Origin of the sequence: Delftia sp. DLF01, from assembly GCF_014852125.1 — a bacterium.
Lineage (GTDB): Bacteria > Pseudomonadota > Gammaproteobacteria > Burkholderiales > Burkholderiaceae_C > Comamonas > Comamonas acidovorans.
On sequence record NZ_JACVAZ010000001.1, the window covers coordinates 1,216,588 to 1,241,694 of the forward strand.

The window sequence follows — 25,107 nt, forward strand, 5'->3', positions numbered from 1 at the left end:
TTCTTGATGGAGACACCATGAGCACCCAGCCCGAAGAACACAGCATGAAGCACCACAAGCGCCCCCTGGCCGGCTACGAGGCCAGGACCTTTGTGTGGCAGGTATCGGCCGACGGCAAGATCGGCACCATCACCCTGAACCGGCCCGAGCGCAAGAACCCGCTGACCTTCGGCTCCTACGCCGAGCTGCGCGACCTGTTCCGCGCCCTTGTCTATGCCACCGACATCAAGGCCGTGGTGGTCACGGGCGCGGGCGGCAATTTCTGCTCGGGCGGCGATGTGCACGAGATCATCGGCCCGCTCACCAAGATGAGCATGCCCGAGCTGCTGGACTTCACGCGCATGACGGGCGACCTGATCAAGGCCATGCGCGCCTGCCCGCAACCCATCGTGGCGGCGGTGGACGGCATCTGCGCGGGCGCGGGCGCCATGGTCGCGCTGGCGGCCGACATGCGCCTGGGCACGCCCGCGGCGCGCACGGCGTTTCTCTTCACCCGCGTAGGCCTGGCCGGTGCCGACATGGGCGCCTGCACGCTGCTGCCGCGCATGATCGGCCAGGGCCGCGCCTCCGAGCTGCTGTACACGGGCCGCGCCATGACGGCCGAGGAGGGCGCTGCCTGGGGCTTCTTCAATGCCTTGCACGACGCCGAACAGATCGGCGAAGCCGCCCACGCGCTGGCCGCCCAGCTGGCCGCCGGCCCCACCTTTGCCCATGGCGTGACCAAGAAGCTGCTGCACCAGGAATGGAACATGGGCGTGGACGAGGCCATCGAGGCCGAAGCCGAGGCCCAGGCCATCTGCATGCAGACGCGCGACTTCCACCGCGCCTACGAGGCCTTCGTGGCCAAGCAAAAGCCTGTCTTTGAAGGAAACTGAAAATGCGTGATTCCTCCTGGCTGGACTGGCCCTTCTTCGACGACGCCCACCGCACGCTGGCGCATGAGGCCGATGCCTGGTGCGCCCAATCCCTGGGCGACGTGGACCACCACGATGCCGATGCGGCCTGCCGCCAACTGGTGAAGGCCCTGGGCCAGGCCGGCTGGCTGCGCTATGCCGTGCCGTCAGGCCCCGGCGGCGCCTGGGGCGGGGCCTTGCCCGAGGTGGACTCGCGCGCGGTCTGCATCCTGCGCGAGACCCTGGCCCGCCATGAAGGCCTGGCCGACTTCGCCTTTGCCATGCAGGGCCTGGGCAGCGGTGCGATATCGCTCATGGGGTCGGATGCGCTGCGCCAGCGCTACCTGCCGCGCGTGGCGCGCGGCGAGGCCATTGCGGCCTTTGCGCTGTCCGAGCCCGATGCCGGCTCCGACGTGGCCGCCATGGCCTGCGAGGCGCGGCTCGAAGGCGACCACTATGTGCTCAACGGCGCCAAGACCTGGATCTCCAACGGCGGCATTGCCGACTTCTACTGCGTGTTCGCCCGCACGGGCGAGGCACCCGGGGCGCGCGGCATCAGCGCCTTCGTGGTCGATGCGGACACGCCGGGCTTTTCGATCGGCGAGCGCATCGAGCTGATCGCGCCGCACCCGCTGGCCACCATCCGCTTCGACAACTGCCGCATACCCGTGTCGCAGCGCCTGGGCGAGCCGGGGCAGGGCTTCAAGCTGGCCATGATGACGCTGGACATCTTCCGCGCCTCGGTGGCCGCCGCCGCACTGGGCTTTGCGCGCCGCGCGCTGGACGAAGGCCTGGCACGCGCCAAGTCGCGCCGCATGTTCGGCCAGACCCTGGGCGACCTGCAGCTGACCCAGGCCGCGCTGGGCGACATGGACACTGCCATCGACGCATCGGCCCTGCTGACCTACCGCGCCGCCTGGATGCGCGATGTGAAGAAGACGCGCACCACGCGCGAGGCGGCCATGGCCAAGATGACAGCCACCGAATCGGCCCAGGCCGTGATCGACCGCGCGCTGCAGATGTTCGGCGGGGCGGGCGTGGTCTCGGGCATGCCGGTGGAGACGCTGTACCGCGAGATCCGCGCGCTGCGCATCTACGAGGGCGCGACCGAGGTGCAGAAACTCATCATCGCGCGCGAGCTGCTCAAGGCCTGAGCGGCAGGCTGCCCATTCAACGCAAAGCCAGGGAACATCGCATGCAAGCCTCCGCCCACATCGATACTTTCGCCCGGGACAACCTGCCGCCGCCCGACCAATGGCCCGAGTTCCTGCTCGAAGGGCCGGACGTGGCCTATCCCGAACGCCTGAACTGCGCGGCCGAACTGGTCGATGCCATGGTGGCGCGCGGCCAGGGCGGCCGGGTGGCCCTGCGCTGGAGGCAGGGCGCGGACCAGGCCGCCATGACCTATGCCGAACTGCAGGCGCTGACCAACCGCATCGCCCATGTGCTGGTGGAAGACCTGCAGCTGGTGCCCGGCAACCGGCTGCTGCTGCGCGGCCCCAACAACGCCATGATGGCCGCTTCCTGGCTGGCCGCCATCAAGGCCGGGCTGGTGACGGTGCCCACCATGCCGCTGCTGCGCGCCAAGGAGCTGCAGCAGATCATCGCCAAGGCCCAGGTGCAGGCCGTGCTGTGCGATGTGCGCCTCAAGGACGAGGTGCAGCTGTGCCTGCAGCCCGGCCATGAACACCATTGCCCAGGCCTTTCGCGCGTGCTGTATTTCAACGACGGCGCAGCCGATGCGCTGGACGCCCTGGCCGCAGCCAAGCCCGACACCTTCGCCTGCTGCGACACGGCGGCAGACGATGTCTGCCTGATCGCCTTCACCAGCGGCACCACGGGCGCGCCCAAGGGCTGCATGCATTTCCACCGCGACGTGCTGGCCATGTGCGACCTGTTCCCGCGCCATGTGATCCGGCCCGGCCCGGACGACATCTTCTGCGGCACGCCGCCGCTGGCCTTCACCTTTGGCCTGGGCGGGCTGCTGTGCTTTCCGCTGCGCGTGGGCGCCAGCACCGTGCTGGCTGAGAAGCTCACGCCCGAAGGGCTGCTGCAGCTGGTGCAGGATTTCCGCGCCACCATCGTCTTCACCGCACCCACCTTCTACCGGCAGATGGCGGCGCAGGCAGCGCGCTTTGATCTGTCGTCGCTCAGGAAAAGCGTGTCGGCCGGCGAGGCCCTGCCCGACGCCACGCGCCAGCTGTGGAAGCAGGCCACGGGCATCGAGATGATCGACGGCATCGGCGGCACCGAGCTCATCCACGTCTTCGTGTCCAGCCCGCCCGAGGAGGTGCGCGAGGGTGCCATCGGCAAGGTCGTGCCCGGCTACGTGGCCCAGGTGGTGGACGACGACATGCAGCCCGTGCCCGACGGCACGCCCGGCCGCCTGGCCATCAAGGGGCCGACCGGCTGCCGGTATCTTGCCGACGAGCGCCAGAAGCGCTTTGTGCAAAACGGCTGGAATCTGCCCGGCGACACCTTTGTGCGCGACGCCGACGGCTATCTGTTCTATCAGGCGCGCAATGACGACATGATCATCTCGGCCGGCTACAACATCGCCGGCCCCGAGGTGGAGGATGCGCTGCTGCGCCACGAGGCCGTGGCCGAATGCGGCGTGATCGGCGCGGCAGACGACGAGCGCGGCCAGGTGGTCAAGGCCTTTGTGGTGCTCAAGCCCGGCTTTGCGGCCGGCGACGACATGGCCGCCACGCTGCAGGCCTTCGTCAAGGCCAGCATTGCGCCCTACAAGTACCCGCGCGCCATTGTCTTCGTGCCGGCCCTGCCGCGCACCGAGACCGGCAAGCTGCAGCGATTCGTGCTGCGCAAGATGCCGTGAGCGCGCGCCATGGCCTCCGCCTTCGTCAGCCAGGTGCAGGTGCTGTTTCGCCATTGCGATCCGGCCGGCATCGTCTTTTACCCGCGCTATTTCGAGATGGTCAACGACCTGGTCGAGGAATGGTTCGACAGGGGAATGGGCCTGCCATTCCACACCCTGCATGTACAGCGCCAGGTGGGCACGCCCACGGTGTCGGTGCAATGCGATTTCACGGCGCCCAGCCGCTGGCACGACACGCTGCGCCAGGTATTGGAGGTGCGCCGCATCGGCGGGGCATCGTTCCAGTTCGATGTGCGTTTCGAGGGGCCAGATGGCCAACGCCGGCTGTCTGCGCGCATGACCATCGTCACCATGGATTTGCGCAGCATGAAGGCCACGCCACTGCCGGCCGATCTGCGCGAGCGCCTGCAGGCCTATCTGGTGCCGCAGGACGGTTTTACGGATTCAACGAGAACAGGATGAAGCAATGAAGACTCTGCAACCCCCGGACTGGCTGGCGCCCCGAGGCTATGCCAATGGCATCCTGACCGAGATGACGGTCGGCTCCCGGCTGGTGTTCGTCGGCGGCCAGATTGGCTGGAACGGCCAGCAGCAATTCGAGTCGGACGACTTTGCGGAACAGGTGCGGCAGGCGCTGGCCAATATCGTCGCCATCCTCGCCGAAGGCGGCGCCAGGCCCGAGCACATCGTGCGCATGACCTGGTATGTGACCGACAAGCAGGAATACGTGGCTGCCTATCCCGCCATTGGAAAGCACTACCGCGAACTGATCGGGCGGCATTTCCCGGCCATGACGGCGGTGGAAGTGGCGGATCTGGTGGAAGACCGGGCCAAGGTGGAGATCGAGGTCACGGCGGTGGTGCCGGCCTGATGTCCCTCCGTGCGCCATTCGCGCCCCAACCGGGCAATGCCCGCGCATGCGTGCCGCCGAGCGGGCGGGCACATGCGCGGCACGGACTCACTTGATTTCGAACAGGGTGCGGTCCTTGCCCAGGATCCAGTTCGGCGGCTTGCCGCGGCCGGTCCAGGTCTTGCCGGACTCGGGGTCCTGGTATTTGGCGGGAGCGCTCTTTTTGCCATCGGGCTTCCAGGGGAAGACCTGTTGCGCCGTGAAGCCGAACTCACGGACCAGCTCCTGCACCGATGCCAGGGCCGCTTTGGACTCCAGCTTGCGGGCGTCGTCGATTTGCTGGTCGAGCAATTTTTTCTGGGCAATCAGCTCTTGGTATGTAGTCATCTTGATGGAAGAATTTCTAAGTGCGGCTATTTGTGTGAAAACTGCGCAGCAAGAGCCTGGACCCAGGACTCTTTGCAGAATGGTCAATTCTGGTGCATGTGCAGTGGGGATGAAGAACTCACCGTAAGTACAAATACTGATGATGTTGGCGCTCTATGGAGGGTAGGGCGCTTCTTCTCATGCCCGGGCATATTCCAAGGCGATCCGCATTATATCCAGGGCAATCTGGATAACCGGCACTTTACAAAAGCTGTTGTGCCGTTGTTACATTTGCAGAGCACTGTGGTTGGCGCTTCCTCCTCTGGAGACGACGTGCTGTCATGGCTTTTTCAGAGGAGTGCGCAGCGTTGGCCGCGAAAGTTCCGCCTTGGTTATGGAAAACAATCAACATTTGCATTTTAACAATCAAATCATAAAATCGATTTATAAAATATATTACATGTGATTTGATCGAGTTATTCAATGCATTGATTGATGCATGTGGTTTCATTTGAATAATCGATTTGCAGGATAGGTTTTTTTTATTGTCAAAGACCGCTTGTTCGAATGGTGAATGGCGGCGCCTTCTGTCTATACAGGACAAGCGCATCGGCTTCCCGATTGCCGGAGTCATTGCAGCCTGCAGTTGTTTCAAGGGTGATTCTTGAATCGGATTTCGCGGCCCGGCCATGCGGCAGTCGGCGGGCGGGCGGCACCGAACGCTTGATTGGCGCGCTACCAACAGCCTGTTAGGATCGCCGCACTACAACGATCCACCACCTGGCAGACATGGCAAGAAGGCAGACCAGCGCCCACGACGGCAACGAGACCCGCGAGACCCTTCTCAAGCTGGCCGCCCGTACCTTCGGTGAGCAGGGCTACTCTGCCACCACCATGCGCAACATTGCCGAGCAGTCCGGGATCGAGGCCGCCAGCATCTACTACCACTTCGCCTCCAAGGAGGAACTGGTGGACGAGGTCATGGAGCAGGGCGGCAACCGCATCATCAGCCAACAGCAGGAGCGCCTTGCCGCCCTGGGTGCCGACGCCACGGCCGAGCAGCGCTTTCGCGCAGCCGTGCTGGGCCAGATGGCGGGGCTGGTAAAGCATGGCGACTTCGCCCTGGCCCACGGTCGGCTGCTGGGCCAGCTGCCCGACAAGGTGCGCGAGCGCCAGATCAAGCGCCGCGAGCGCCACCAGAAATTCTGGAGCGGCCTGCTGGAAGACCTGCGTGCCGAAGGCCGCCTGCGGGCCGACGCCGACATCCACCTGGCGCGCATCATGATCCTGGGCAGCATCAACTCCATACAGTCCTGGTTCAACCCCCGCAAGGGCTCGCTGGAGAAGGTGGCGGACCAGATCTGCGACATGTTCTTCCGGGGCGTGGGGCCGGCAGATAAATAGGCGCAAGGCTGAAAATCGCCAATCGGCCTGTCACATGCCGGTGGCATATTCCCGCGCTGCTGTCCCGGCCCTGTGCAGAAAATGGCGGCGGGTTGTTAATGATATTTAACTGTCAATAGTAAGATCGCCGTCTTATGCGTCTGCTTGTTTTGCGCCTGCTATTGCTGGCCGTGTTCTTCAACACGGCCATTGGCATGCCCCTGCACGGCGCAACGCATATCCGGCAGGCGGTGGCCGGGCCTGCACAGGCTTTTGTAGGCCTCAACGGCTGCGAAGATGATGCGCTGACCGGCCAGGCCGGCCAACGCGGCCAGGCTGGCGAAAAGGCTGAAGTCGTCGAAGCCGCCGAAGCCGTTTGCGCATGGTGCATGGGCCATGCACCGCATGCGGCGGCCTGGCTGCCGCACTTCGGCCTGCCGCTGGCCGTGGCCGCGCCGCCTGAGAGGGTGCCGCCGCGCACCGTGGGCGGCGCCATCCCCTCGCAGAACCGCTGGGCCTTTGCATCGCGCGACCCGCCGCGCTGAACCCGCAAGCACTTTTCTCCTTCTCTGCCGCCAGCACCCGTTGGTGCCGGCGGCATGTCCGTGTTTGCGCGCGCCGGCTGTGGATGCCGGCGGCATGCGCCTGTGCCCGTTTTCAACATGACTGCCTTCTTCTTCCCCGCGAAGCCGCTTCCCCGCCTTCGCCCGCTGCCGCTTGCCCTGAGCGCTGCCGCCTTCCTGTCCATGCCTGCGCTGGCCCAAGGCCAGGATCCGTCCTCCGGCCCCGGCCCCGCCCCCGCTGCCTCCGCTTCCCCGCAGGAGCAGACCCTGCTGCCTGCCGTGGAAGTCGTGGGCCGAACGGCCTCGGGCGCCTATCACACCGACGAGGCGGCAGGCGCCAAGACCGACCTGCCGCTGCGCGAGCTGCCGCAGTCGGTGCGCGTGATCACGCGCCAGGCCATGGACGACCTGGGCGCCACCAAGCTTGACGACGTGCTGGACTACGTGGGCGGCGTCTCGCGCCAGAACAACTTTGGCGGGCTGTGGGACAACATCGTCATCCGCGGCCTGCCCGGCGACCAGAACGTGGGCATGGCCACCCTGTTCAACGGTTTTTCCTCGGGGCGCGGCTTCAATGCGCCGCGTGACCTGGCCGGCGTGGAGCGCATCGAGTTCCTCAAGGGCACGGCCGCTGCGCTCTACGGCAGCAGCGAGCCGGGCGGCACGCTGAACGTGGTCTCCAAGCGCCCGCTGTGGACGCCTTCGCATTCCGTGGAAGCCTATGCAGGCAGCTACGGCCTGCGGCGTGGCGCGCTGGACACCACGGGACCGGTGGGCGAGAACTTTGCCTACCGGCTCAACATCGCCGTGGAGGACCGCGACAGCTTCCGCGATTTCGTGGGCGCCAGCCGCCAGGTGATCGCGCCGGCCTTCACCTGGAAGCTGGGGCGCGATACGGTGCTGGAATACTCGGGCGAGCTGCTGCGCCACAAGACGCCGCTGGACCGCGGCGTGGTGGCCGTGGGCGACCGGCTGGGCGCCATCTCGCGCAGCCGCTTCCTGGGCGAGCCGGGCGACGGCGATGTGACGGTGGAAAACCGCACCCACCAGTTCATCCTCTCGCACGAGTGGAACGCGCAGTGGCGCAGCCGCCTGGGCCTGTCCTATCGCGAAACCTCGATCAACGGCTTTTCCACCGAACCCCACGCGCTGCTGGCCAATGGCGACCTCACGCGCCAGCGGCGTTTCCGCGACTACCAGTCCGACGATATCGCCGTGCAGGCCGAGCTGCAGGGCACGGTGAAAACGGGCACCGTCGAACACGAGCTGCTGCTGGGCCTGGAGAGCTTTCGTTTCGAGATGGACACGCTGATGCTGCGCGCCAACCCGACGGCGGCCAATCCCTACGCCATCAACATCTACAACCCCATCTACGGCGGCGCGCGCCCTGTGCCCACGGCCAATACCGACACCTTCGAGCGGCAGCGCAACACGGCGTTCTACCTGCAGGACGCCATCAAGCTCTCGCCCCAATGGCGCGTGGTGGCCGGCCTGCGCATGGACCGCTACGACCAGTCGCTGCACAACCGCCGCACGGGGGCGACCACGCAGCAGGACCCGACCTCGACCTCGCCGCGCCTGGGCCTGAGCTGGCTGCCGCTGCCGCAATGGACCTTCTATGCCAACGCGGGCCGCTCGTTCCGGCCCAACGTGGGCATCGATGTGGCCGGTGCGGGCTTCAGCCCCGAATCCGGTCGTTCCATGGAGCTGGGCGCCAAGTGGGAAAGCGCCGACCAGCGCATGGGTGCCACGGCCGCGCTGTTCGACATCCGCAAGCGCAATGTGCTGACGGCCGACCCGGGCAACGCCGGCTATTCGGTCTCGGCCGGCGAGATCCGCAGCCGGGGCCTGGAATTCGACTTCGCCGGCCAGGTCACGCAGCGCTGGCGCCTGAATGCGAGCCTGGTGCTCAACGATGTGGAGATCTCCCGCGACAACACGCTGGAGGTGGGCGGGCGCCTGCTCAACGTGCCCAAGGTCAACGGCAGCGTGCTGGCGGTCTACGAGAACGCCTTCTCCAACGGCCAGCGCTACGGCATCGGCGGCGGCGTCACCCACATGGGCAAGCGCCTGGGCCAGGCCCGCACGCAGGCCGAGGCCGATGCCGGCAAGGCCGCCTTCGAGCTGCCCAGCTACACCACGGCCAAGCTGGTTGCCTACTGGCGCATCAGCCCCACGCTGCGCCTGACGCTGGACGTGGACAACCTCTTTGACAAGACCTACTACACCAGCTCGTACAGCCGGCTGTGGGTGACGCCGGGCACGGCCCGCACCGTCACCGTAGGCCTTCAAGCAAAGTTCTGAGCCCCGCCATGCATCCATCCCTTCCTGTTTCTTCCAACCCCACTTCTGCCCCTACGCCCGTGCTCCAAGCGCTGGGCGCCGTGGTGGACTACGGCGAGCGCACCATCCTCCAGGGCCTGGACCTGGCCGTGCACGCGGGCGAGATCTATGCGCTGCTGGGCGCCAATGGCGCGGGCAAGACCACCACGCTGAGCCTGCTGCTGGGCTTTGTGCGGCCGCGCAGCGGACAGGTGCGCGTGCAGGGCGTGGACCCGGTGACGGCGCCTGCGCAGGCGCGTGCCCTGATCGCCTATATCCCCGAGAACGTGGCGCTGTACGAGCACCTGAGTGCGCGCGAGAACGTGGCCTATCTGCTGGAGCTGGCGGGTCAGCCGGCTGCGGCCGGCGCCATCGGCCAGGCGCTGTCTGCCGCAGGGCTGGACGCCGCCGCGCACGACCGGCGCGTCTCCGGCTTTTCCAAGGGCATGCGCCAGAAAGTGGCGATTGCGCTGGCGCTGGCGCGCAGGGTGCCGGCACTGCTGCTGGACGAACCCACCTCGGGCCTGGACCCGCAGGCCACGGCCGAGTTCAGCCGGCTGCTCATGCAGTTGCGCGGGCAGGGCGTGGCCATTCTCATGGTCACGCACGACCTGCTGGGCGCCGCCGACGTGGCCGACCGCATGGGCTTCATCGCAGGCGGGCGCCTGGTCGAGGAAGTGGCGGCCAGCGGCGAGGAGCGCTTCGATGTGCGCGCACTGCACCGCCACTATGCAGGGGTGGGCACGGACACGGGCACGGACACGCACATGCAAACGCACATTGAAGCCGACACGCAGGGAGCGGCGGCATGAGCGCGGCCTGGACCATTGCGCGCGAGGAATGGCGCCTGCTGCTGCGCGACCGCGTGGCCGTGCTGGGGATGGCCCTGTGGCTGCTGCTCAGCGCCGCTGCCGCCTTCACCGCCTGGGACCAGCGCAGCGCGGCCCAGGCCCAGCGCGAGCGCCACCAGTCCCAGGTGGACAGCGAGTTCGAAGCCCAGCCCGACCGCCATCCGCACCGCATGGTGCATTACGGCCATTTCGTGTTCCGCCCGCTCAATCCGCTGGCGGCCTTCGATGCGGGCATCGACGCCTACACCGGCCACACGCTGTTTCTGGAGGGCCACCGCCAAAACAGCGCCAACTTCGGCGATGTGCGCCAGTCCTCTCTGCTGCTGCGGTTCGGCCAGCTCACGCCGGCCTTTGTGCTGCAGGTGCTGGCGCCGCTGCTGTTGATCTTCATGGGCCATGCCTGCATTGCGCGCGAGCGCGAGGCCGGCACCCTGCGCGTGCTGCTGGCCCAGGGCGTGGGCACGCGGCAGTTCGTGGCCGGCAAGCTGCTGGCGCTGGCGGGCGTGGCGGCCCTGGTGCTGCTGCCGGCCCTGCTGGCCCTGGCCTGGATGGCCGTGGCCACGCCGGTGCCCATCAGCCTGGTGGCCACGCTGGCGGCAGGCCATGTGCTGTGGCTGATGCTCTGGGCGGTGGGCATCGTCGCTGTCTCGGCCGTCATGCGGCGCGGGCGCGATGCCTTGCTGGCCCTGCTGGCGGCCTGGGCCGTCGCCGTGGTGCTGCTGCCCCGTCTGGTGCCGGAGCTGGTGGGATCTGCCCTGGCGCTGCCCACGCGCTTCGAGACCGACATCGCCACCGCGCGCGAGCTGGCGGCGCTGGGCGACAGCCACAATCCCGACGATCCCTATTTCGCCGCTTTCCGCGCCAGGGTGCTGGCGCAGTACAGTGTCTCGCGCGTCGAGGACCTGCCCGTCAACTACAAGGGCCTGGTCGGCATGGAAGGCGAGCGGCTGACCAGCGAACTCTTCAGGCGCCATGCCGAGGCCAGCTTCGATCTGCAGGCCGAGCAACTGCGCCGGGCTGACGCATTTGCCCTGATCAGCCCCGTGATCGCGCTGCGCCGCCTGTCCATGGCCGTGGCCGGGACCGACCTGCAAGGCTACCGGCGCTTTCTGGAGCAGGCCGAGCAGCATCGCTACCGCATGGTGCAGGCCCTCAACCGCCTGCAGGTGGACAAGCTCAGCTATGCGGGAGACCGATCGAGCCGCGACAACCGCATCGGCCACGAGCACTGGCGCGGCGTCTCCGATTTCCACCACGAGCCCGATCCACCGCTGGCGGCCCTGCGTCGCGCGGCGCCTGCCGCCTATGTGCTGCTGGCATGGCTGGCTGTATTGACGGTGGCCTTGCTGCTGGCCACGCAACGGCTGGGGAGGGTGGCGCGATGAGCTGGCTCCTGCATGAATGGCGTCTTCTGACGCGCTCGCGCCTGGCGCTGTGCGCCCTGGCCTTGCTGTTGCTGCTGTCCACGCTGGCCGTGCTGTCGGGCCTGCGCGAGATCGCCTCGCAACGCCTGACCCTGGACCGCCTTGCGCAACTGCAGCAGCAGGACATGGCGGCACAGGCAAGCCGGCATGCCCAGTTCGGCGACGCAGGCTCGGTGGCCTATTACGGTTTTCACGCCACCTGGGATGCGCCATCGTCCACGGCCTTTCTGGCCCTGGGCCTGCGCGATGCCGCGCCCTATGTGCTGCGTGTGCGCGCGCTGGCGCTGCAGGCACAGCTGCATGAAGGCGAAAGCTTCAACCCGGAACTGGCGCTGGCGGGCCGCTTCGACTTCGCCTTTGTGCTGGTCTACCTGGTGCCGCTGTTCCTGATCGCGCTGCTCTACGATCTGGTCTCGGGCGAGCGCGAATCGGGCCGCCTGGGCATGGTGCAGGCCATGCCTGGCACCGGGCGGCGGCTGTGGCTGCGCCGCGCGGCACTGCGTTCCGTGCTGGTGCTGGCCTGCGTGGCGCTGCCTGCCCTGGCAGGCGCACTGGCCGGCGGGACAGCGGCGGGTGCCCTTGCCACGGTGCTGCTGTCCGCCACAGCCTATGTGGTTTTCTGGAGCGGCCTGTGCCTGGTGGTTGCCGCGCTGGGCGGCAGCTCGGTCGCCAATGCCATGGCCCTCATGGGCTGCTGGGCCGTGCTGACCCTGGTGCTGCCCACGCTGGCCAATGCCGCGCTGTCGCGCGCCATCCCTGTGAGCCAGGGCGTGGAGCTGATGCTGGCCCAGCGCCAGACCGTGCATGGCGCCTGGGACCTGCCGCGCGAGCAGACCATGGAGCGCTTTTTCCGCAACCACCCCGAATGGCGTGACACCGCACCGCTGCCGGCAGGCTTTCACTGGAAGTGGTACTACGCCTTCCAGCAGCTCGGCGACGAAAGTGTCGCATCCCAGTTCGCCGCCTACCGCGCAGGCCTGCAGGCACGCCAGGCCTGGACCGGGCGCCTGGGCTGGCTGCTGCCCGGCGTGGGCGTGCAGGCTGCGCTGCACCGCCAGGCCGGCACCGACCTGCTGGCGCAACTGGCCTATCAGGACGACATCGCCGCCTTTCACGCGCGCCTGCGCGCCTTCCTCTATCCCTATCTGTTTGAGGACCGCACATTCGGTGCGCAGGATTTTGCAGCCCAGCCCGTCTTCACGGCCAGCCCACGGCCTGCGCGGCAGGCCTGGGGGCAGACGGCAATGCTGTGGTTGGTGGCTGCGCTGGCCTTGCTGGCCGGCGGTGTTGCCGCAGGCCGCGTGCGGCCGGGCAGGCGCTGAGGCCAAGGGCGAGCGAAAAAGGAACAGCCATGGTTCAGGCAGGGCCTGCACCATGGCTGTCATCTTCCTGATCCGTGGGCCCGAGGCTGAGCCTGAGGCGGACGGCTCCCTGTTATTGCACGTTCTGGTGGCAGTCGCTGCAGACGCCGTACAGCGTCATCTCATGGCGCTCCACCACAAAGCCTTCGGGGGCGATGCGCTGCATGTCGCCCGGACAGCCGGGCACGTTGAACACGCGGTTGCAGCTCATGCAGCGGAAATGGTGATGGTGGGCGCGGCCGCTGAGTTCGTAGCGCGTGGCCTCGCCGGGCAGGTCCACGGCCTGCACTTCGCCCGCTTCCATCAGCTGCTTGATGTTGCGGTACACCGTGGCCAGCCCGATGGCTGGCACCTCGCGCTGCGCTGCGCCGAGGATCTCGGCCGGCAGCAAGGGGCGTCCAGCCTCTTCCATGACCGTGCGTATCGAGCTGCGTTGACGGGTCGAGCGTTCCATAGGCCTGAACAAGCGCTCCACGATGGGCTGAGTGTGTCTAGTCATGGTGATTCCGTTATTTACTATAACAATCTCGACGCGATTAATCAGTGCTCACGAGCGCTCACAGCTGAAATTTACACTGTGTTTACCTGCGGGTCCCACAAGCATGGAGATGCAGTGTGTGCAATGGATCTCTGCCCCAAGGGGAAGAAATTCCATTTGACAGACACCAGATGCTCCATTCCTGCCAGTTTTCGCGAGTATATGTGGTGAGCATTCGATGGACCTTATGCGCTGGTTAAATGCCATAGCCGTCAACAATGCTGTAATGGGATGTAATTGATCTATTGATTGAAGAGTGCTTGAAATGAGAGTGTGTGGGGTGCTTGCCGTCAGGGCTGCAAGAGGCGGTGCTGGCCCAAGGTGAGATGCAATTACTTACATGGACAGTGTATTGCCAATACGGGTAGATTGCCTCAATGCGCTTCGTTTGTCCATGATCCGTTCCCTTGAAAGGGGAAAGGACGCCGCCCCGGAACTGGCGCCCAGGGTGGTTTGCGCAATGAAATTCCCAGTCGCGATCCACAGGCCATTGGGCCATGAAGTGCATTTTCTCGAATTGCGCGCTCGGAAAAAGATCAGCCGGCCTTTCAGCCTCGATTGGGAAGTGCTCACCGAAAGCATCTTCGCCAAGGCCCTATTGGGTAAAGCACCACCATGGAAATACAAATCCAGGGCGGCGGCAGGCGCTTCATCGACGGCATCGTCACCCGCCTGGGCATGCAGGGTCAGAACCACCGCGGCTACGCCTGCAAGGCCCGCCTGAGCCCCTGGCTGTGGCTGGCCAAGCGCAGGAGCGACGTTCGCATCCTCCAGAACCAAACCGTGCCCGTCATCATCGAGCATGTATTGGGCGTCTATGGCTATCCCCTGCAAAAGAAACTCACGCGTGGCAAACGAAGCGGGTACTGCTGCGTTCAATTCAACGAAAGCGATTGCGACCTTGTCCCTCGGTGGATGCTGCACGAAGGCATCTACTTCTTCTTCGAGCATGCCTCGCACAGCGCATTGCCCGGGGATGAATCCATTCCTTTCTATCCTCCTGAAAAGGCCGGCGCAGGCGATCCGCAAAACATCCACGCCCGGCAGCTGGAGCAGTAAATCAAGCCGGACCGCCATTGCAGCGAGGCCCTGAAGTTGCACGGGCAGGCATGGCCAGGACGGGGACAGATGCGGTCCAGGCGCTGCGGCCCCTGGCCCGGGGCATGCCGGCCAGGGATCTCGTTCAAGTCCGGTTGATGGACACGCCACCATCGACCACCATGGCCGTCCCCGTAATGAAGCTGGATGCGTCCGACGCCAGAAACAGCGCCGCCGCCGCGATTTCTGCGGGCGTGGCGAGGCGCTTGAGCGCGTGCAGGTTTTCGACGAAGGCGCGCGCCTCGGGCGTGGGGGTGCTGGCGCGGCCCATGGGAGTGTCGGTGCCCCCGGGCAGCAGGGCGTTGGCGCGCAGGCCGCGGGGGCCGTATTCGGCGGCGATGACCTGGGTGAGGCCGACGAGGCCGGCCTTGCTGGCGGCATAGGCTCCCATGCCGGGCAGGCCCGCCGTATGGCCCACGAAGGTGGAGGTGAAGATCAGCGAGCCGCCGCCGCGTGCCAGCAGGGCCGGTATCTGGTGCCTGGCGCCCAGAAAGGCACTGGTGAGGTTGGTGGCGATGGCGTCCTGCCAGGCCTGCAGCGAGAGATCGGGGAGGGCGCAGGGATCGCCGGTCATGCCGGCATTGTTGAAGGCGATGTCCAGGCCGCCAAAGCGCTCCGTGGCGGTCTCGACCAGGGCCTGTGCCAGCGGCTCGTCCCGCACGTCGCCGGCCAGCGCGATGGCCTGGCCGCCGTCCTGCTCGATCTCTGCCACCAGCGTCTGCAGTTGCGCCTGGCGGCGGGCCGTGAGGACCAGCCTGGCGCCGTGGCGGGCAAACAGCCTGGCGGCTTCGCGGCCTATGCCTGAGCTGGCGCCCGTGATGAGGGCGACTTTTCCGTGGAGTTGCTGTGGCGATGGCTGCATCTCGCACCTTTTCTTTCCGTGAATGAGGGAAAGCGGTTTGTAGTGCCGCGCAGGCGGACGCGCATCCCGCTTCTTGCACGGGCGCCGGGCCGCCCTTGGTGGTGCCGGGCCGTGCCGCGCTGCACATGGTCGCAGCGGGCTAGGGAGAGCTCAGTCTTCGCCCAGCTCCAGGTGCGCGAACAGGTCGGCCAGCGTGGGCGTGGAGCGTGCGGGCCAGATGGCGCTGAGGTCCAGGCTGGGCAGGGCCTGGCCGTCACGCACCTCGCAAAAGCGCACGCCGAGAAAGTCCATGGAGCGTATCCAGCTGGGCAGCAGGGCCACGCCGCAGCCGCCGGCCACGCAAGCCAGCACGGTGAGGGTGCGGTTGGCTTCCTGCGCCACATGGGCCTCGTGCCCGGCCTTGCGCAGCGCGTCGAGGATGCCGGCATGCAGCACGGGCAATTGCGCCTGCGGGTACATCACCAGCCCGGCCTCGGCGATCTGGGCCAGGCTGACCTGGCCGTCCTCGCCGATCTGGAATTCATCGGGCACGGCGGCCACCAGGCGCTCGCGCAGCAGCTGGCGCTCGCGCATGCGCCCGCCCACGGCCACGGGCGTGTGCATGAGGCCGATATCGATGGCGCCGGTCTGCAGGGCCTCGGCCTGCTCGGCATTGCTCATCTCGCGCAGGATGACTCGCACGCCGGGCGCCTGCTGCCGCAACGCGCGCAGGGCGCGGGGCAGGGTGCCGAACAGCGCCGAGGACACTAGGCCCACGGTCAACTGGCCCGCACTGCCCCTGGCGATCTCGCGCGCGCGGCTGGCGGCGGCATCTATGCGGGCCACGCTGGTGCGCACATCGTCCAGCATGGCCAGGGCGGCCGGGGTGGGCAGGGCGCCCTGGCGTGAGCGCTGGAACAGCTGCACGCCCAGGTCTTTTTCCATGCGGGCCAGGGTCTGGCTCAGGGCCGGCTGTGCAATGCCCAGCCAGTCGGCTGCGCGGCTGACGCTGCCCTGGTCCACCACCGCGAGAAAGTAGCGCAGATGCCGGGTTTCCATATTGATCCGGTATGAATAAATCCATTTTGAAGAATGGAAATATATACCCCCCGTTCCTAGAATCCGGCCCCATGCCCCCAGCGCCGCGCCTTGCGTGGCGCAACCCACAAGGAGTTCTTCCCGTGTCTGCCGTGCCCCGGTTCGCCATTGCGTCCAGCGTCGATACCCACGCCCATGTCTTCGAGCGTGGCCTGCCCATGCCGGATGCGCGCCGCTATGCGCCCGATGAGGACGCGCCCCTGGGCACCTATCTGCACCACCTGGACACGCACGGCCTGGCCCATGGCGTGCTGGTGCAGCCCAGCTTTCTGGGCACGGACAACAGCTACCTGCTCCAGGCGCTGCGCGCCCAGCCGCAGCGCCTGCGCGGCGTGGCCGTGGTGGATGAGAGCACGGGCGATGAACAACTGCAGGCCCTGGCCGATGCCGGCGTGGTGGGCATGCGCCTGAACCTGATCGGCCTGCCTTTGCCCGATCTGAATGCGCCCGGTTGGCGCCGCGTGCTGGAGCAGGCCAACACCCTGGGCTGGCATGTGGAGCTGCACCTGCAGGCCGGGCGCTTGCCGGACCTGCTGCCCGCCTTGCTGGCGGCCGGCTGCCGCGTGGTGGTTGACCACTTCGGGCGTCCTGACCCGGCCCTGGGCGTGCGCGACCCGGGCTTTGGCTATCTGCTGCAGCAGGCCGACAGCGGCCGTGTGTGGGTCAAGCTGTCCGCGCCCTACCGCACCTGGTGGGCCGCCGACTGCGCCGCCTCGGGCCGGCAGGCCACCGTGCAATTGCTGCAGGCCTTCACGGCCGGGCGGTTGCTCTGGGGCAGCGACTGGCCGCACACGCAGCACGCCGGCCAGGCCAGCTATCCGGCGGCCGTGCGCTGGCTGCAGGACTGGCTGGACGATGCCGGCCCCCTGCAGGCCGTGCTGGGCCGCACCGCCTTCGAGCTGTTCCGATTCCAAAACGACATGCCAAACCAAGGAGACACACCATGAATTCCCTGTCCAGACGCACCGCCAGCCTGTGGGCGGCCGCAGGCCTGCTTTCGGCTGTTGCCGGCATGGCCGCGCCGGCCGCAGCGGCTGCAGCGGTTGCAGCGGTTGCAGTGGCCAACTACCCCGAGCGCCCCGTCACCCTGGTCGTGACCTATCCGCCGGGCGGCACCGTCGATGTGGTGGCGCGCCTGATCGGCCCCAGGCTGTCTGCCGAGCTGGGCCAGCCCGTGGTGATCGAGAACCGGGGCGGGGCAGGCGGCATGATCGGCGGTGCCCAGGTGGCCAAGGCCCAGCCCGACGGCTACACGCTGATGCTCGATGCCTCCAACCACGCGCAGAACCCCGCCATCCACGCGCGCATGCAGTTCGACACGCTCAAGGCCTTCGCGCCGGTCTCGCTGCTGCTGCGCGTGCCCAATGTGCTGGTGGTTGCGCCTTCGTCGCCCATCAAGAGCGTGCAGGACCTGATCCAGGCCGGCCGCTCCGAAGGGGGCGGGCATCTGTACTTTGCGTCCGCAGGCCCGGGCTCGGCCCAGCACCTGGCGGGCGAGCTGTTCAACCTGCTGGCCAGGACGCAGCTGCACCATGTGGCCTACAAGGGCGGCGGCCCGGCCATGATGGATGTGATGTCGGGCCAGGTGCCGCTGATGTTTGCCAGCATGGGCTCGGCCTGGCAGCACGTGAAGACCGGCAAGCTGCGCGCGGTGGCCGTGGGCGGGCTGGAGCGCTCCAAGGCCGCGCCCGAGCTGCCGACCATTGCCGAGTCGGGCGTGCCCGGCTACGAGACCTATGAATGGAACGCCATCTTTGCGCCGGCCGGCACGCCGCCCGCCATCGTGAACCGGCTGTCCACGGTGCTGGCCAAGGTGCTGCGCGAACCCGCCATCGTGGAGCGGCTCGCTGGCATAGGCGCCGAGCCCATAGGCTCCACGCCAGCCGAACTGGAGACATTCCGCCGCGCCGAGATCGCCAAATGGCAGAAGGTGGTGAAGGATTCCCGGCTCAAGCTGGATTGAGCGCGTGCAGGCCAGAAAGCGGACCATTGCGGTCTGCTGTGCACCGCAGGCAGCCCTGGCGCGTTGAACAGGAACGGGCACTGGCTTGAACGGGTTCTTACACCTTTTCAGGCGCAGCGGCCCACGCGGCCCCGCGCGCTTGGTAGAAACGGGGCCTTTCCTGTTTCACCCACTTCAAAAGAACATGGCCCTGCTCACCTTGCGAACCACCTTGCGCGCCGCAGCCGCCTTTGCGCTGGCCTGCTCGGCCCTTGCTGCCCAGGCGCAGACCTACATCAGCGGCTCGGTCTCGGGCCAGCTGGCACCGGGCGTCTACGGCACCGTGGACATCGGCAACGCGCCGCCGCCAGCGCTGCTGTACCAGCGCCCCGTGATCATTGCGCCGGCCCCCATGGCTCCGCCGCCTGTCTACATGTGGGTGCCCCCGGGCCACGCCAAGCACTGGGGCAAGCACTGCGCCCGCTACGGCGCCTGCGGCCGCCCGGTGTACTTCCTGCGCAACCCGCCGCCGCACTGGCATGCCGGGCCGCCGCGTCCCGATCCGCGCTGGCGCGAGGAGCGCCGCCACCGCGAATGGGAACACCGCCGCGATGACCGCCGCTGGGACCGTGACGACCGCCACGATCGCCATGGCGGGCGTGGTGATGATCACCGTGGCCCCGGGCATGGCCATGATCGCGGCCGAGGCCATGGCCGCGATTGAGCGGCACCGCACAAAAATAAGTTGTATCAAGCAGTTGCGGCGCACGGGCGCCGCAACCCGCAGCGCAAGCCTGGCACTGAGCTATGCCGGTTTGCTATAGCTGCTAGCGGGCTTGCTCAGTGGTGCCTGGCCCGCGCCATGCTCACAATAGCTGTCATACCCATACTGATAGAGACAGCCATGCAAACGGCCATTCCCTGCCTGCTGATGCGGGGCGGTACTTCCAAGGGCCCTTTCTTCCGGGCCACCGATCTTCCCTCCGACCTGCCCACGCGTGACCGCGTGCTGCTCGCGGCCATGGGCTCGCCCGACAAGCGGCAGATCGACGGCGTGGGTGGCGCGCATCCGCTGACCAGCAAGGTCGGCATCGTCAGCCTCTCCGACAAGGAAGGCATCGACCTCGAATTCCTCTTCGCCCAGCTGCAGCCCGACAAGGACACGGTGGACACCACGCCCAACTGCGGCAACATGCTGGCCGGCGTGGTTCCCTTTGCGCTGGAGACCGGCATGGTCTCCTCGCGCGGCGAGACCAGCACCTTCCGGGTGCTGACGCTGAACACCGGCATGGCGGCCGACATCACCGTGCAGACGCCCGGCGGCCAGGTGGAGTACGAAGGCTCGGCCCGCATCGATGGCGCGCCCGGCAGCTCGGCACCCATCGAGATCAGCTTTCTGGACACGGCCGGCTCGGTCTGCTCGGGCCTGCTGCCCACGGGCAAGCCCCGGGACACGGTCACGGTGACGGGCGAGTGTTTCGAAGACTTCACGCTCGACGTCACCTGCATAGACAACGGCATGCCGCTGGTGATCTTCAAGGCCGCCGACGTGGGCGCCACCGGCCTGGAGACCGTGGCCGAGCTCAACGCCGACACCGATCTCAAGCGCCGCATCGAGGCGCTGCGCCTGCAGATCTCCCGGACCATGGGCCTGGGCGATGTCTCGGCCAAGAACTACCCCAAGATGACGCTGATCGCGCCGCCCCAGCATGGCGGCGCGCTGACCACGCGCAGCTTCATCCCCCACGTCTGCCATGACGCCATCGGCGTGCTGGCAGCCGTCACCGTCGGCACGGCCGTGAAGATGCCGGGCACCGTGTGCGACGGCGTGGCGCAGCTCACGCAGGGCGCGGGCCCGCTCACGGTGTCGGTGGAGCATCCCACGGGCGAATTCAGCGTGACGCTGGACAGCGACCCGGCCCATCCCGAAGTGGTGACCAAGGCCGCCTTGCTGCGCACGGCGCGCCTGCTGATGCGCGGCGAGGTCATGGTGCCGCGCTCGGTCTGGGACGGCCGCAGGCAGGACTGAAGAAACAGCGCAGGGGCTTGCCGGCCCCTGCAGTGCAAGGGGCGGGTCGCGCGCGCAGATGCGGTATCCGCCAGGCCGAGAGACAGTGGAAGAGACAAGTCATGACATCCGTCCAGAAGGACGCCGGCCAGCCCGGCGTCAATGTGCAGACCCTGCTCAACGAGCACCCGTTCTCGGGATTCCAGTGGGTGATCTTTGCGCTGTGTTTCCTGATCGTTCTGCTCGATGGCTTTGACACGGCGGCCATCGGCTACATCGCGCCCTCGCTGATCGGCGAGTGGGGCGTGAGCAAGCCTGCGCTGGCGCCCGTGCTCAGCGCGGCGCTGTTCGGCCTGGCCGCAGGCGCCCTGTTCTCTGGTCCGCTGGCTGACCGGCTGGGCCGCAAGTCCGTGCTGGTGGGTTCGGTGGCGGTGTTTGCCGTGTCCTGCCTGGCTTCGGGCTTTTCGCCCGACATCTGGACGCTGGCCGTGCTGCGCTTCGTCACCGGCCTGGGCCTGGGCGCCGCCATGCCCAATGCCGTCACGCTGATGAGCGAGTACTGCCCTGATTCGCGCCGTGCCACGCTGACCAACGCCATGTTCTGCGGCTTTCCGCTGGGCGCGGCCTTCGGCGGCTTTCTGGCGGCCTGGATGATTCCGCATTTCGGCTGGCGCAGCGTGCTCATCCTGGGCGGTGCCGCGCCGCTGCTGCTGCTGGCGGCCCTGATCGTGCTGCTGCCTGAATCCGTGCGCCACATGGTGGCCAACAACTACCCGGCCGAACGCATCCGCAAGGTGCTGGCGCGCATTGCCGGGGATGCCGTGCAGGGCGTGCAGCGCTTCGTGATGACCGAGTCCAAGCCCCAGCCCGAATCCCAGGCCAGCAGCGGCATGGGCGTGGTGCTGTCGCGCGAGTACCGGGTGGGCTCGATCATGCTGTGGATCGCCTACTTCATGGGACTGGTCATCTTCTACGCGCTGATGAACTGGATGCCCGTGCTGTTCAAGGAAGCGGGCCTGGACCCCAAGACCGGCACCCTGGTGGCCGCGCTGTTCCCGCTGGGCGGCGTGGGCGCCGTGCTGTTCGGCTGGCTCATGGACCGCTTCAATGCCAACCGCATCATCGCCATCGGCTATGCGCTGACGGCGGCCTCCATCTGGTGGATAGGCCAGACGGCCGGCCACCTGGGCTGGCTGGTGGTGGCCGTCTTCCTGGCCGGCACCATCATGAACACCGCGCAATCGTCCATGCCGGCGCTGGCCGCCGCCTACTACCCCACGCGGGGCCGTGCCACGGGCGTGGCCTGGATGCTGGGCATTGGCCGCTTTGGCGGCATTGCGGGCTCCTTCCTGGTGGCCGAGCTGTCGGCGCGCCAGCTGGGTTTCAGCGAGATCTTTGCCGTGGTGGCCATTCCGGGCGTGATCGCCATGGCCGCCCTCATCATCAAGCAGTACAGCAGTCCCGAGCCGCAGGGCGGCGCGGCGCCTGCCGCACCCCTCCACTGACCCCTCCACTGACACATTCCCACCCCATAAAGACGCAGGAGACCATCCGATGATCATCGACGTACACGGCCACTACACCACCGCGCCCGCGGCCCTGGGCGCCTGGCGCGACCTGCAGATCGCAGGCCTCAAGGACCCGTCCAAGGCCCCCAGGGCCAGCGACCTGAAGATCAGCGACGACGAGATCCGCGAGACCATCGAGACCAACCAGCTCAAGCTGATGAAGCAGCGCGGCTCCGATCTCACCATCTTCAGCCCGCGCGCCAGCTTCATGGCCCACCACATCGGCGACTTCCAGACATCGAGCACCTGGGCCGCCATCTGCAACGAGCTGTGCTACCGCGTCAGCGAGCTGTTCCCCGAGCATTTCATCCCGGCCGCCATGCTGCCGCAGTCGCCGGGCGTGGACCCCGCCACCTGCATTCCCGAACTGGTCAAGTGCGTGGAGCAGTACGGCAACGTGGGCATCAACCTGAACCCCGATCCTTCAGGCGGCCACTGGACCTCGCCCCCGCTGTCGGACCGCTCCTGGTATCCCATCTACGAAAAGATGGTGGAGTACGACATCCCCGCGATGGTCCACGTCTCCACCAGCTGCAACGCGTGCTTCCACACCACGGGCGCCCACTACCTGAATGCCGACACCACGGCCTTCATGCAGTGCCTGACCAGCGACCTGTTCAAGGACTTCCCCACGCTCAAGTTCCTGATCCCCCATGGCGGCGGCGCCGTGCCCTACCACTGGGGCCGTTTCCGCGGCCTGGCGCAGGAGCTCAAGAAGCCGCTGCTGGACGAGCACCTGCTCAACAACATCTTCTTCGACACCTGTGTCTACCACCAGCCCGGCATCGACCTGCTGACCAAGGTGATCCCCGTCAAGAACATCCTGTTCGCCAGCGAGATGATCGGCGCCGTGCGCGGCATCGACCCGACCACGGGCCACTACTACGACGACACCAAGCGCTACATCGAGGCCACGGCCAATCTCACCGAAGAGGAGCGCTACCAGGTCTACGAGGGCAACGCGCGCCGCGTGTTCCCGCGCATGGACGCCGCCCTCAAGCAAAAGGGCCTGTAAGCAGGCCGCCACCACAGATCCAAGGAGAACACCATGTACGAACTCGGTGTGGTTTACCGCAACATCCAGCGCGCCGACCGCGCAGCCGCCGATGGCCTGGCCGCCCTGGGCTCGGCCACCGTCCACGAGGCCATGGGCCGCGTGGGCCTGCTCAAGCCCTATATGCGTCCCATCTATGCAGGCCAGCAGGTCTCGGGCACGGCCGTCACCGTGCTGCTGCAGCCCGGCGACAACTGGATGATGCATGTGGCCGCAGAGCAGATCCAGCCCGGCGATATCGTGGTCGCGGCCGTGACCTCGGAATGCACGGACGGCTACTTCGGCGACCTGCTGGCCACGAGCTTTCAGGCGCGCGGCGCACGGGCGCTGATCATCGATGCCGGCGTGCGCGACGTGAAGACGCTGCAGGAAATGAACTTTCCCGTGTGGAGCCGCGCCATCTCCTCCAAGGGCACGATCAAGGCCACGCTGGGCTCGGTCAACATCCCCGTGGTCTGCGCGGGCATGTGGGTCACGCCTGGCGACGTGATCGTGGCCGACGATGACGGCGTGGTCTGCGTGCCCGCCGCCAAGGCCGCCGAAACCCTGGCTGCCGCGCAAAAGCGCGAGAGCTTCGAGGGCGAAAAGCGCGCCAAGCTGGCTTCCGGCGTGCTGGGCCTGGACATGTACAAGATGCGCGAGCCGCTCGAAAAGGCCGGCCTTCGTTACATCGATTGAAGGAGGGAATATGAGCGCTTTTGAAAAAACCCCCGGCTGGCTGGACTGGTACGCCGGCCCCTCCAAGCCCAAGTTCCAGGTGCCCGCAGGCGCTGTGGATGCCCACTGCCACGTCTTTGGCCCCGGCGATGAATTCCCCTTCGCGCCCGAGCGCAAGTACACGCCCTGCGACGCCAGCAAGCAGCAGCTGTTCGCGCTGCGCGACCACCTGGGCTTTGCGCGCAACGTCATCGTGCAGGCCACCTGCCACGGCGCCGACAACCGCGCCATGGTCGATGCCTGCAAGGCCGCCAACGGCAAGGCACGCGGCGTGGCCACGGTGCGCCGCAGCGTGACTGATGAGGAGCTGCAGGAGCTGCACGCCGCCGGCGTGCGCGGCGTGCGCTTCAACTTCGTCAAGCGCCTGGTGGACTTCACGCCCAAGGATGAGCTGATGGAGATCGCGGGCCGTATCGCCAAGCTCGGCTGGCATGTGGTCATCTACTTCGAGGCCGTGGACCTGCCCGAGCTGTGGGACTTCTTCACCAGCCTGCCCACCACCGTAGTCGTGGACCACATGGGCCGCCCCGATGTGAACAAGCCCGTGGACGGCCCCGAGTTCGAGCTGTTTCTCAAGTTCATGCGCGAGCACCAGAACGTCTGGAGCAAGGTCAGCTGCCCAGAGCGCCTGTCCGTCACCGGCCCCAAGGCGCTGGACGGCGAGCAAAATGCCTACAGTGACGTGGTGCCCTTCGCCCGCCGCGTGGTCGAGGAATTCCCCGACCGCGTGCTGTGGGGAACCGACTGGCCCCACCCCAACCTCAAGGACCACATGCCCGATGACGGCCTGCTGGTCGATTTCATCCCGCACATCGCCCCCACGGCCGAACTGCAGCGCAAGCTGCTGGTGGACAACCCCATGCGCCTTTACTGGCCCGAAGAGGCCTGAAGGCGACCATGTCCGGCCTGGGTGCCGGACATATTCAAGGAGATATCCATGGCATTGGACAAACCCTATCTGGACGTGCCCGGCACCATCATTTTTGATGCCGAGCAGTCCCGCAAAGGCTACTGGCTCAACCAGTTCTGCATGTCGCTGATGAAGGCCGAGAACCGCGAGCGCTTCAAGGCCGACGAGCGTGCCTACCTGGACGAGTGGGCCATGAGCGAGGAACAGAAGCAGGCCGTGCTGGCCCGCGACCTCAACTGGTGCATGCGCACGGGCGGCAACATCTACTTCCTGGCCAAGATCGGCGCCACGGACGGCAAGAGCTTCCAGCAGATGGCAGGCTCCATGACCGGCATGTCCGAAGAGGAATACCGCAACATGATGGTGGGCGGAGGCCGTTCGGCCGAAGGTAACCGCCGCGTGGGCGAGGAGGGCGATGCCCAGGCCCACCGCCAGCCGCAAGGCCTCGCCGGCGCAGCGAACAAGAACAAGGAAGGCATCTGAC

At 67.0% G+C, this 25,107-nt stretch carries 26 protein-coding genes; 21 read left to right on the forward strand and 5 right to left on the reverse strand.

The genetic code is table 11. The features are described 5' to 3' along the window. The first annotated feature begins 17 nt into the window (after positions 1-17). From IB269_RS05260 to IB269_RS05280, 5 genes are read left to right on the forward strand one after another with little or no spacing between them, the layout of a single operon-like run. On the forward strand, positions 18-875 hold the full coding sequence (locus IB269_RS05260; protein WP_097201990.1) for an enoyl-CoA hydratase family protein: 858 nt from the start codon (positions 18-20) through the stop codon (positions 873-875). A 2-nt stretch (positions 876-877) separates the two neighbouring features. Then, complete coding sequence (locus tag IB269_RS05265) at positions 878-2,047, forward strand: acyl-CoA dehydrogenase family protein (RefSeq protein WP_013801799.1); 1,170 nt, start codon at positions 878-880, stop codon at positions 2,045-2,047. A gap of 41 nt (positions 2,048-2,088) precedes the next feature. Then, positions 2,089-3,729 carry an AMP-binding protein gene (locus IB269_RS05270; RefSeq protein ID WP_192366566.1) on the forward strand — a complete coding sequence of 547 codons (1,641 nt, stop codon included), beginning with the start codon at positions 2,089-2,091 and terminating at the stop codon, positions 3,727-3,729. A gap of 9 nt (positions 3,730-3,738) precedes the next feature. Continuing rightward, entirely contained in the window at positions 3,739-4,191 is a 453-nt protein-coding gene (locus IB269_RS05275; RefSeq protein WP_016450635.1) for an acyl-CoA thioesterase, read from the forward strand. 4 nt (positions 4,192-4,195) lie between these two features. Next, complete coding sequence (locus IB269_RS05280; RefSeq protein WP_012206268.1) at positions 4,196-4,600, forward strand: RidA family protein; 405 nt, start codon at positions 4,196-4,198, stop codon at positions 4,598-4,600. Positions 4,601-4,687: 87 nt separating this feature from the next. On the opposite strand, the gene IB269_RS05285 is transcribed toward IB269_RS05280, so the two are convergent. Further along, positions 4,688-4,966: an H-NS family nucleoid-associated regulatory protein gene (locus IB269_RS05285; protein ID WP_012206267.1), complete on the reverse strand. Its 279-nt coding sequence runs from the start codon at positions 4,964-4,966 to the stop codon at positions 4,688-4,690. Between the two features lie 241 nt (positions 4,967-5,207). Then, positions 5,208-5,600: a hypothetical protein gene (locus IB269_RS05290; protein ID WP_192366567.1), complete on the reverse strand. Its 393-nt coding sequence runs from the start codon at positions 5,598-5,600 to the stop codon at positions 5,208-5,210. A gap of 134 nt (positions 5,601-5,734) precedes the next feature. Here IB269_RS05290 and IB269_RS05295 point away from each other — a divergent pair, with 134 nt between their 5' ends. From IB269_RS05295 to IB269_RS05320, 6 genes are all read left to right on the forward strand, one after another. Further along, positions 5,735-6,349 carry a TetR/AcrR family transcriptional regulator gene (locus tag IB269_RS05295; protein ID WP_012206266.1) on the forward strand — a complete coding sequence of 205 codons (615 nt, stop codon included), beginning with the start codon at positions 5,735-5,737 and terminating at the stop codon, positions 6,347-6,349. Between the two features lie 134 nt (positions 6,350-6,483). Further along, positions 6,484-6,873 carry a DUF2946 family protein gene (locus IB269_RS05300; protein WP_043821265.1) on the forward strand — a complete coding sequence of 130 codons (390 nt, stop codon included), beginning with the start codon at positions 6,484-6,486 and terminating at the stop codon, positions 6,871-6,873. 117 nt (positions 6,874-6,990) lie between these two features. After that, positions 6,991-9,195 carry a TonB-dependent siderophore receptor gene (locus IB269_RS05305; protein ID WP_192366568.1) on the forward strand — a complete coding sequence of 735 codons (2,205 nt, stop codon included), beginning with the start codon at positions 6,991-6,993 and terminating at the stop codon, positions 9,193-9,195. 8 nt (positions 9,196-9,203) lie between these two features. Further along, on the forward strand, positions 9,204-10,025 hold the full coding sequence (locus IB269_RS05310; RefSeq protein ID WP_192366569.1) for an ABC transporter ATP-binding protein: 822 nt from the start codon (positions 9,204-9,206) through the stop codon (positions 10,023-10,025). Beyond that, positions 10,022-11,449, forward strand: a complete 1,428-nt coding sequence (locus tag IB269_RS05315; RefSeq protein WP_192366570.1) for an ABC transporter permease — start codon at positions 10,022-10,024, stop codon at positions 11,447-11,449. Before IB269_RS05310 ends, IB269_RS05315 begins: the two co-directional genes overlap by 4 nt. Next, entirely contained in the window at positions 11,446-12,810 is a 1,365-nt protein-coding gene (locus IB269_RS05320) for a DUF3526 domain-containing protein (protein ID WP_192366571.1), read from the forward strand. Before IB269_RS05315 ends, IB269_RS05320 begins: the two co-directional genes overlap by 4 nt. Before the next feature lie 112 nt (positions 12,811-12,922). On the opposite strand, the gene IB269_RS05325 is transcribed toward IB269_RS05320, so the two are convergent. Continuing rightward, on the reverse strand, positions 12,923-13,348 hold the full coding sequence (locus IB269_RS05325) for a Fur family transcriptional regulator (protein WP_012206260.1): 426 nt from the start codon (positions 13,346-13,348) through the stop codon (positions 12,923-12,925). A 654-nt stretch (positions 13,349-14,002) separates the two neighbouring features. On the opposite strand from IB269_RS05325, the gene IB269_RS05330 reads away from it, so the two are divergent. Beyond that, positions 14,003-14,446, forward strand: a complete 444-nt coding sequence (locus IB269_RS05330) for a phage late control D family protein (RefSeq protein ID WP_225613962.1) — start codon at positions 14,003-14,005, stop codon at positions 14,444-14,446. Positions 14,447-14,570: 124 nt separating this feature from the next. Here the strand turns inward: IB269_RS05330 and IB269_RS05335 are convergent, their stop codons facing one another. Both IB269_RS05335 and IB269_RS05340 read right to left on the reverse strand, forming a co-directional pair. After that, positions 14,571-15,347 (reverse strand): SDR family oxidoreductase, encoded by a 777-nt coding sequence (locus IB269_RS05335; RefSeq protein ID WP_192366572.1) that lies wholly within the window; start codon positions 15,345-15,347, stop codon positions 14,571-14,573. 150 nt (positions 15,348-15,497) lie between these two features. Beyond that, positions 15,498-16,385 carry a LysR family transcriptional regulator gene (locus tag IB269_RS05340; protein ID WP_192366573.1) on the reverse strand — a complete coding sequence of 296 codons (888 nt, stop codon included), beginning with the start codon at positions 16,383-16,385 and terminating at the stop codon, positions 15,498-15,500. Positions 16,386-16,507: 122 nt separating this feature from the next. Here IB269_RS05340 and IB269_RS05345 point away from each other — a divergent pair, with 122 nt between their 5' ends. From IB269_RS05345 to ligA, 9 genes are all read left to right on the forward strand, one after another. After that, positions 16,508-17,371, forward strand: coding sequence for an amidohydrolase family protein (locus IB269_RS05345; RefSeq protein WP_192366574.1), 864 nt, complete (start codon positions 16,508-16,510; stop codon positions 17,369-17,371). Continuing rightward, the gene (locus IB269_RS05350; protein ID WP_192366575.1) at positions 17,368-18,387 is read left to right on the forward strand and encodes a tripartite tricarboxylate transporter substrate binding protein; all 1,020 of its coding nucleotides are present in this window, start codon (positions 17,368-17,370) and stop codon (positions 18,385-18,387) included. The genes IB269_RS05345 and IB269_RS05350 overlap by 4 nt, the downstream gene beginning before the upstream one ends. A 184-nt stretch (positions 18,388-18,571) precedes the next feature. Further along, positions 18,572-19,090 carry a hypothetical protein gene (locus IB269_RS05355; RefSeq protein ID WP_034395652.1) on the forward strand — a complete coding sequence of 173 codons (519 nt, stop codon included), beginning with the start codon at positions 18,572-18,574 and terminating at the stop codon, positions 19,088-19,090. Positions 19,091-19,270: 180 nt separating this feature from the next. Next, positions 19,271-20,395, forward strand: a complete 1,125-nt coding sequence (locus IB269_RS05360) for a 4-oxalomesaconate tautomerase (RefSeq protein WP_192366576.1) — start codon at positions 19,271-19,273, stop codon at positions 20,393-20,395. A 101-nt stretch (positions 20,396-20,496) separates the two neighbouring features. Further along, positions 20,497-21,879 carry an MFS transporter gene (locus tag IB269_RS05365; protein WP_192366577.1) on the forward strand — a complete coding sequence of 461 codons (1,383 nt, stop codon included), beginning with the start codon at positions 20,497-20,499 and terminating at the stop codon, positions 21,877-21,879. Positions 21,880-21,928: 49 nt separating this feature from the next. Further along, on the forward strand, positions 21,929-22,957 hold the full coding sequence (locus tag IB269_RS05370; RefSeq protein ID WP_012206251.1) for an amidohydrolase family protein: 1,029 nt from the start codon (positions 21,929-21,931) through the stop codon (positions 22,955-22,957). Positions 22,958-22,990: 33 nt separating this feature from the next. Then, a complete protein-coding gene (gene ligK, locus IB269_RS05375; protein ID WP_012206250.1) occupies positions 22,991-23,674 on the forward strand; it encodes a 4-carboxy-4-hydroxy-2-oxoadipate aldolase/oxaloacetate decarboxylase in 684 nt (227 codons plus the stop codon). A gap of 10 nt (positions 23,675-23,684) precedes the next feature. Continuing rightward, the gene (locus IB269_RS05380; protein WP_192366578.1) at positions 23,685-24,602 is read left to right on the forward strand and encodes an amidohydrolase family protein; all 918 of its coding nucleotides are present in this window, start codon (positions 23,685-23,687) and stop codon (positions 24,600-24,602) included. A 48-nt stretch (positions 24,603-24,650) separates the two neighbouring features. After that, positions 24,651-25,106, forward strand: a complete 456-nt coding sequence (ligA, locus tag IB269_RS05385) for a protocatechuate 4,5-dioxygenase subunit alpha (RefSeq protein WP_141831397.1) — start codon at positions 24,651-24,653, stop codon at positions 25,104-25,106. Position 25,107 lies beyond the last annotated feature (1 nt).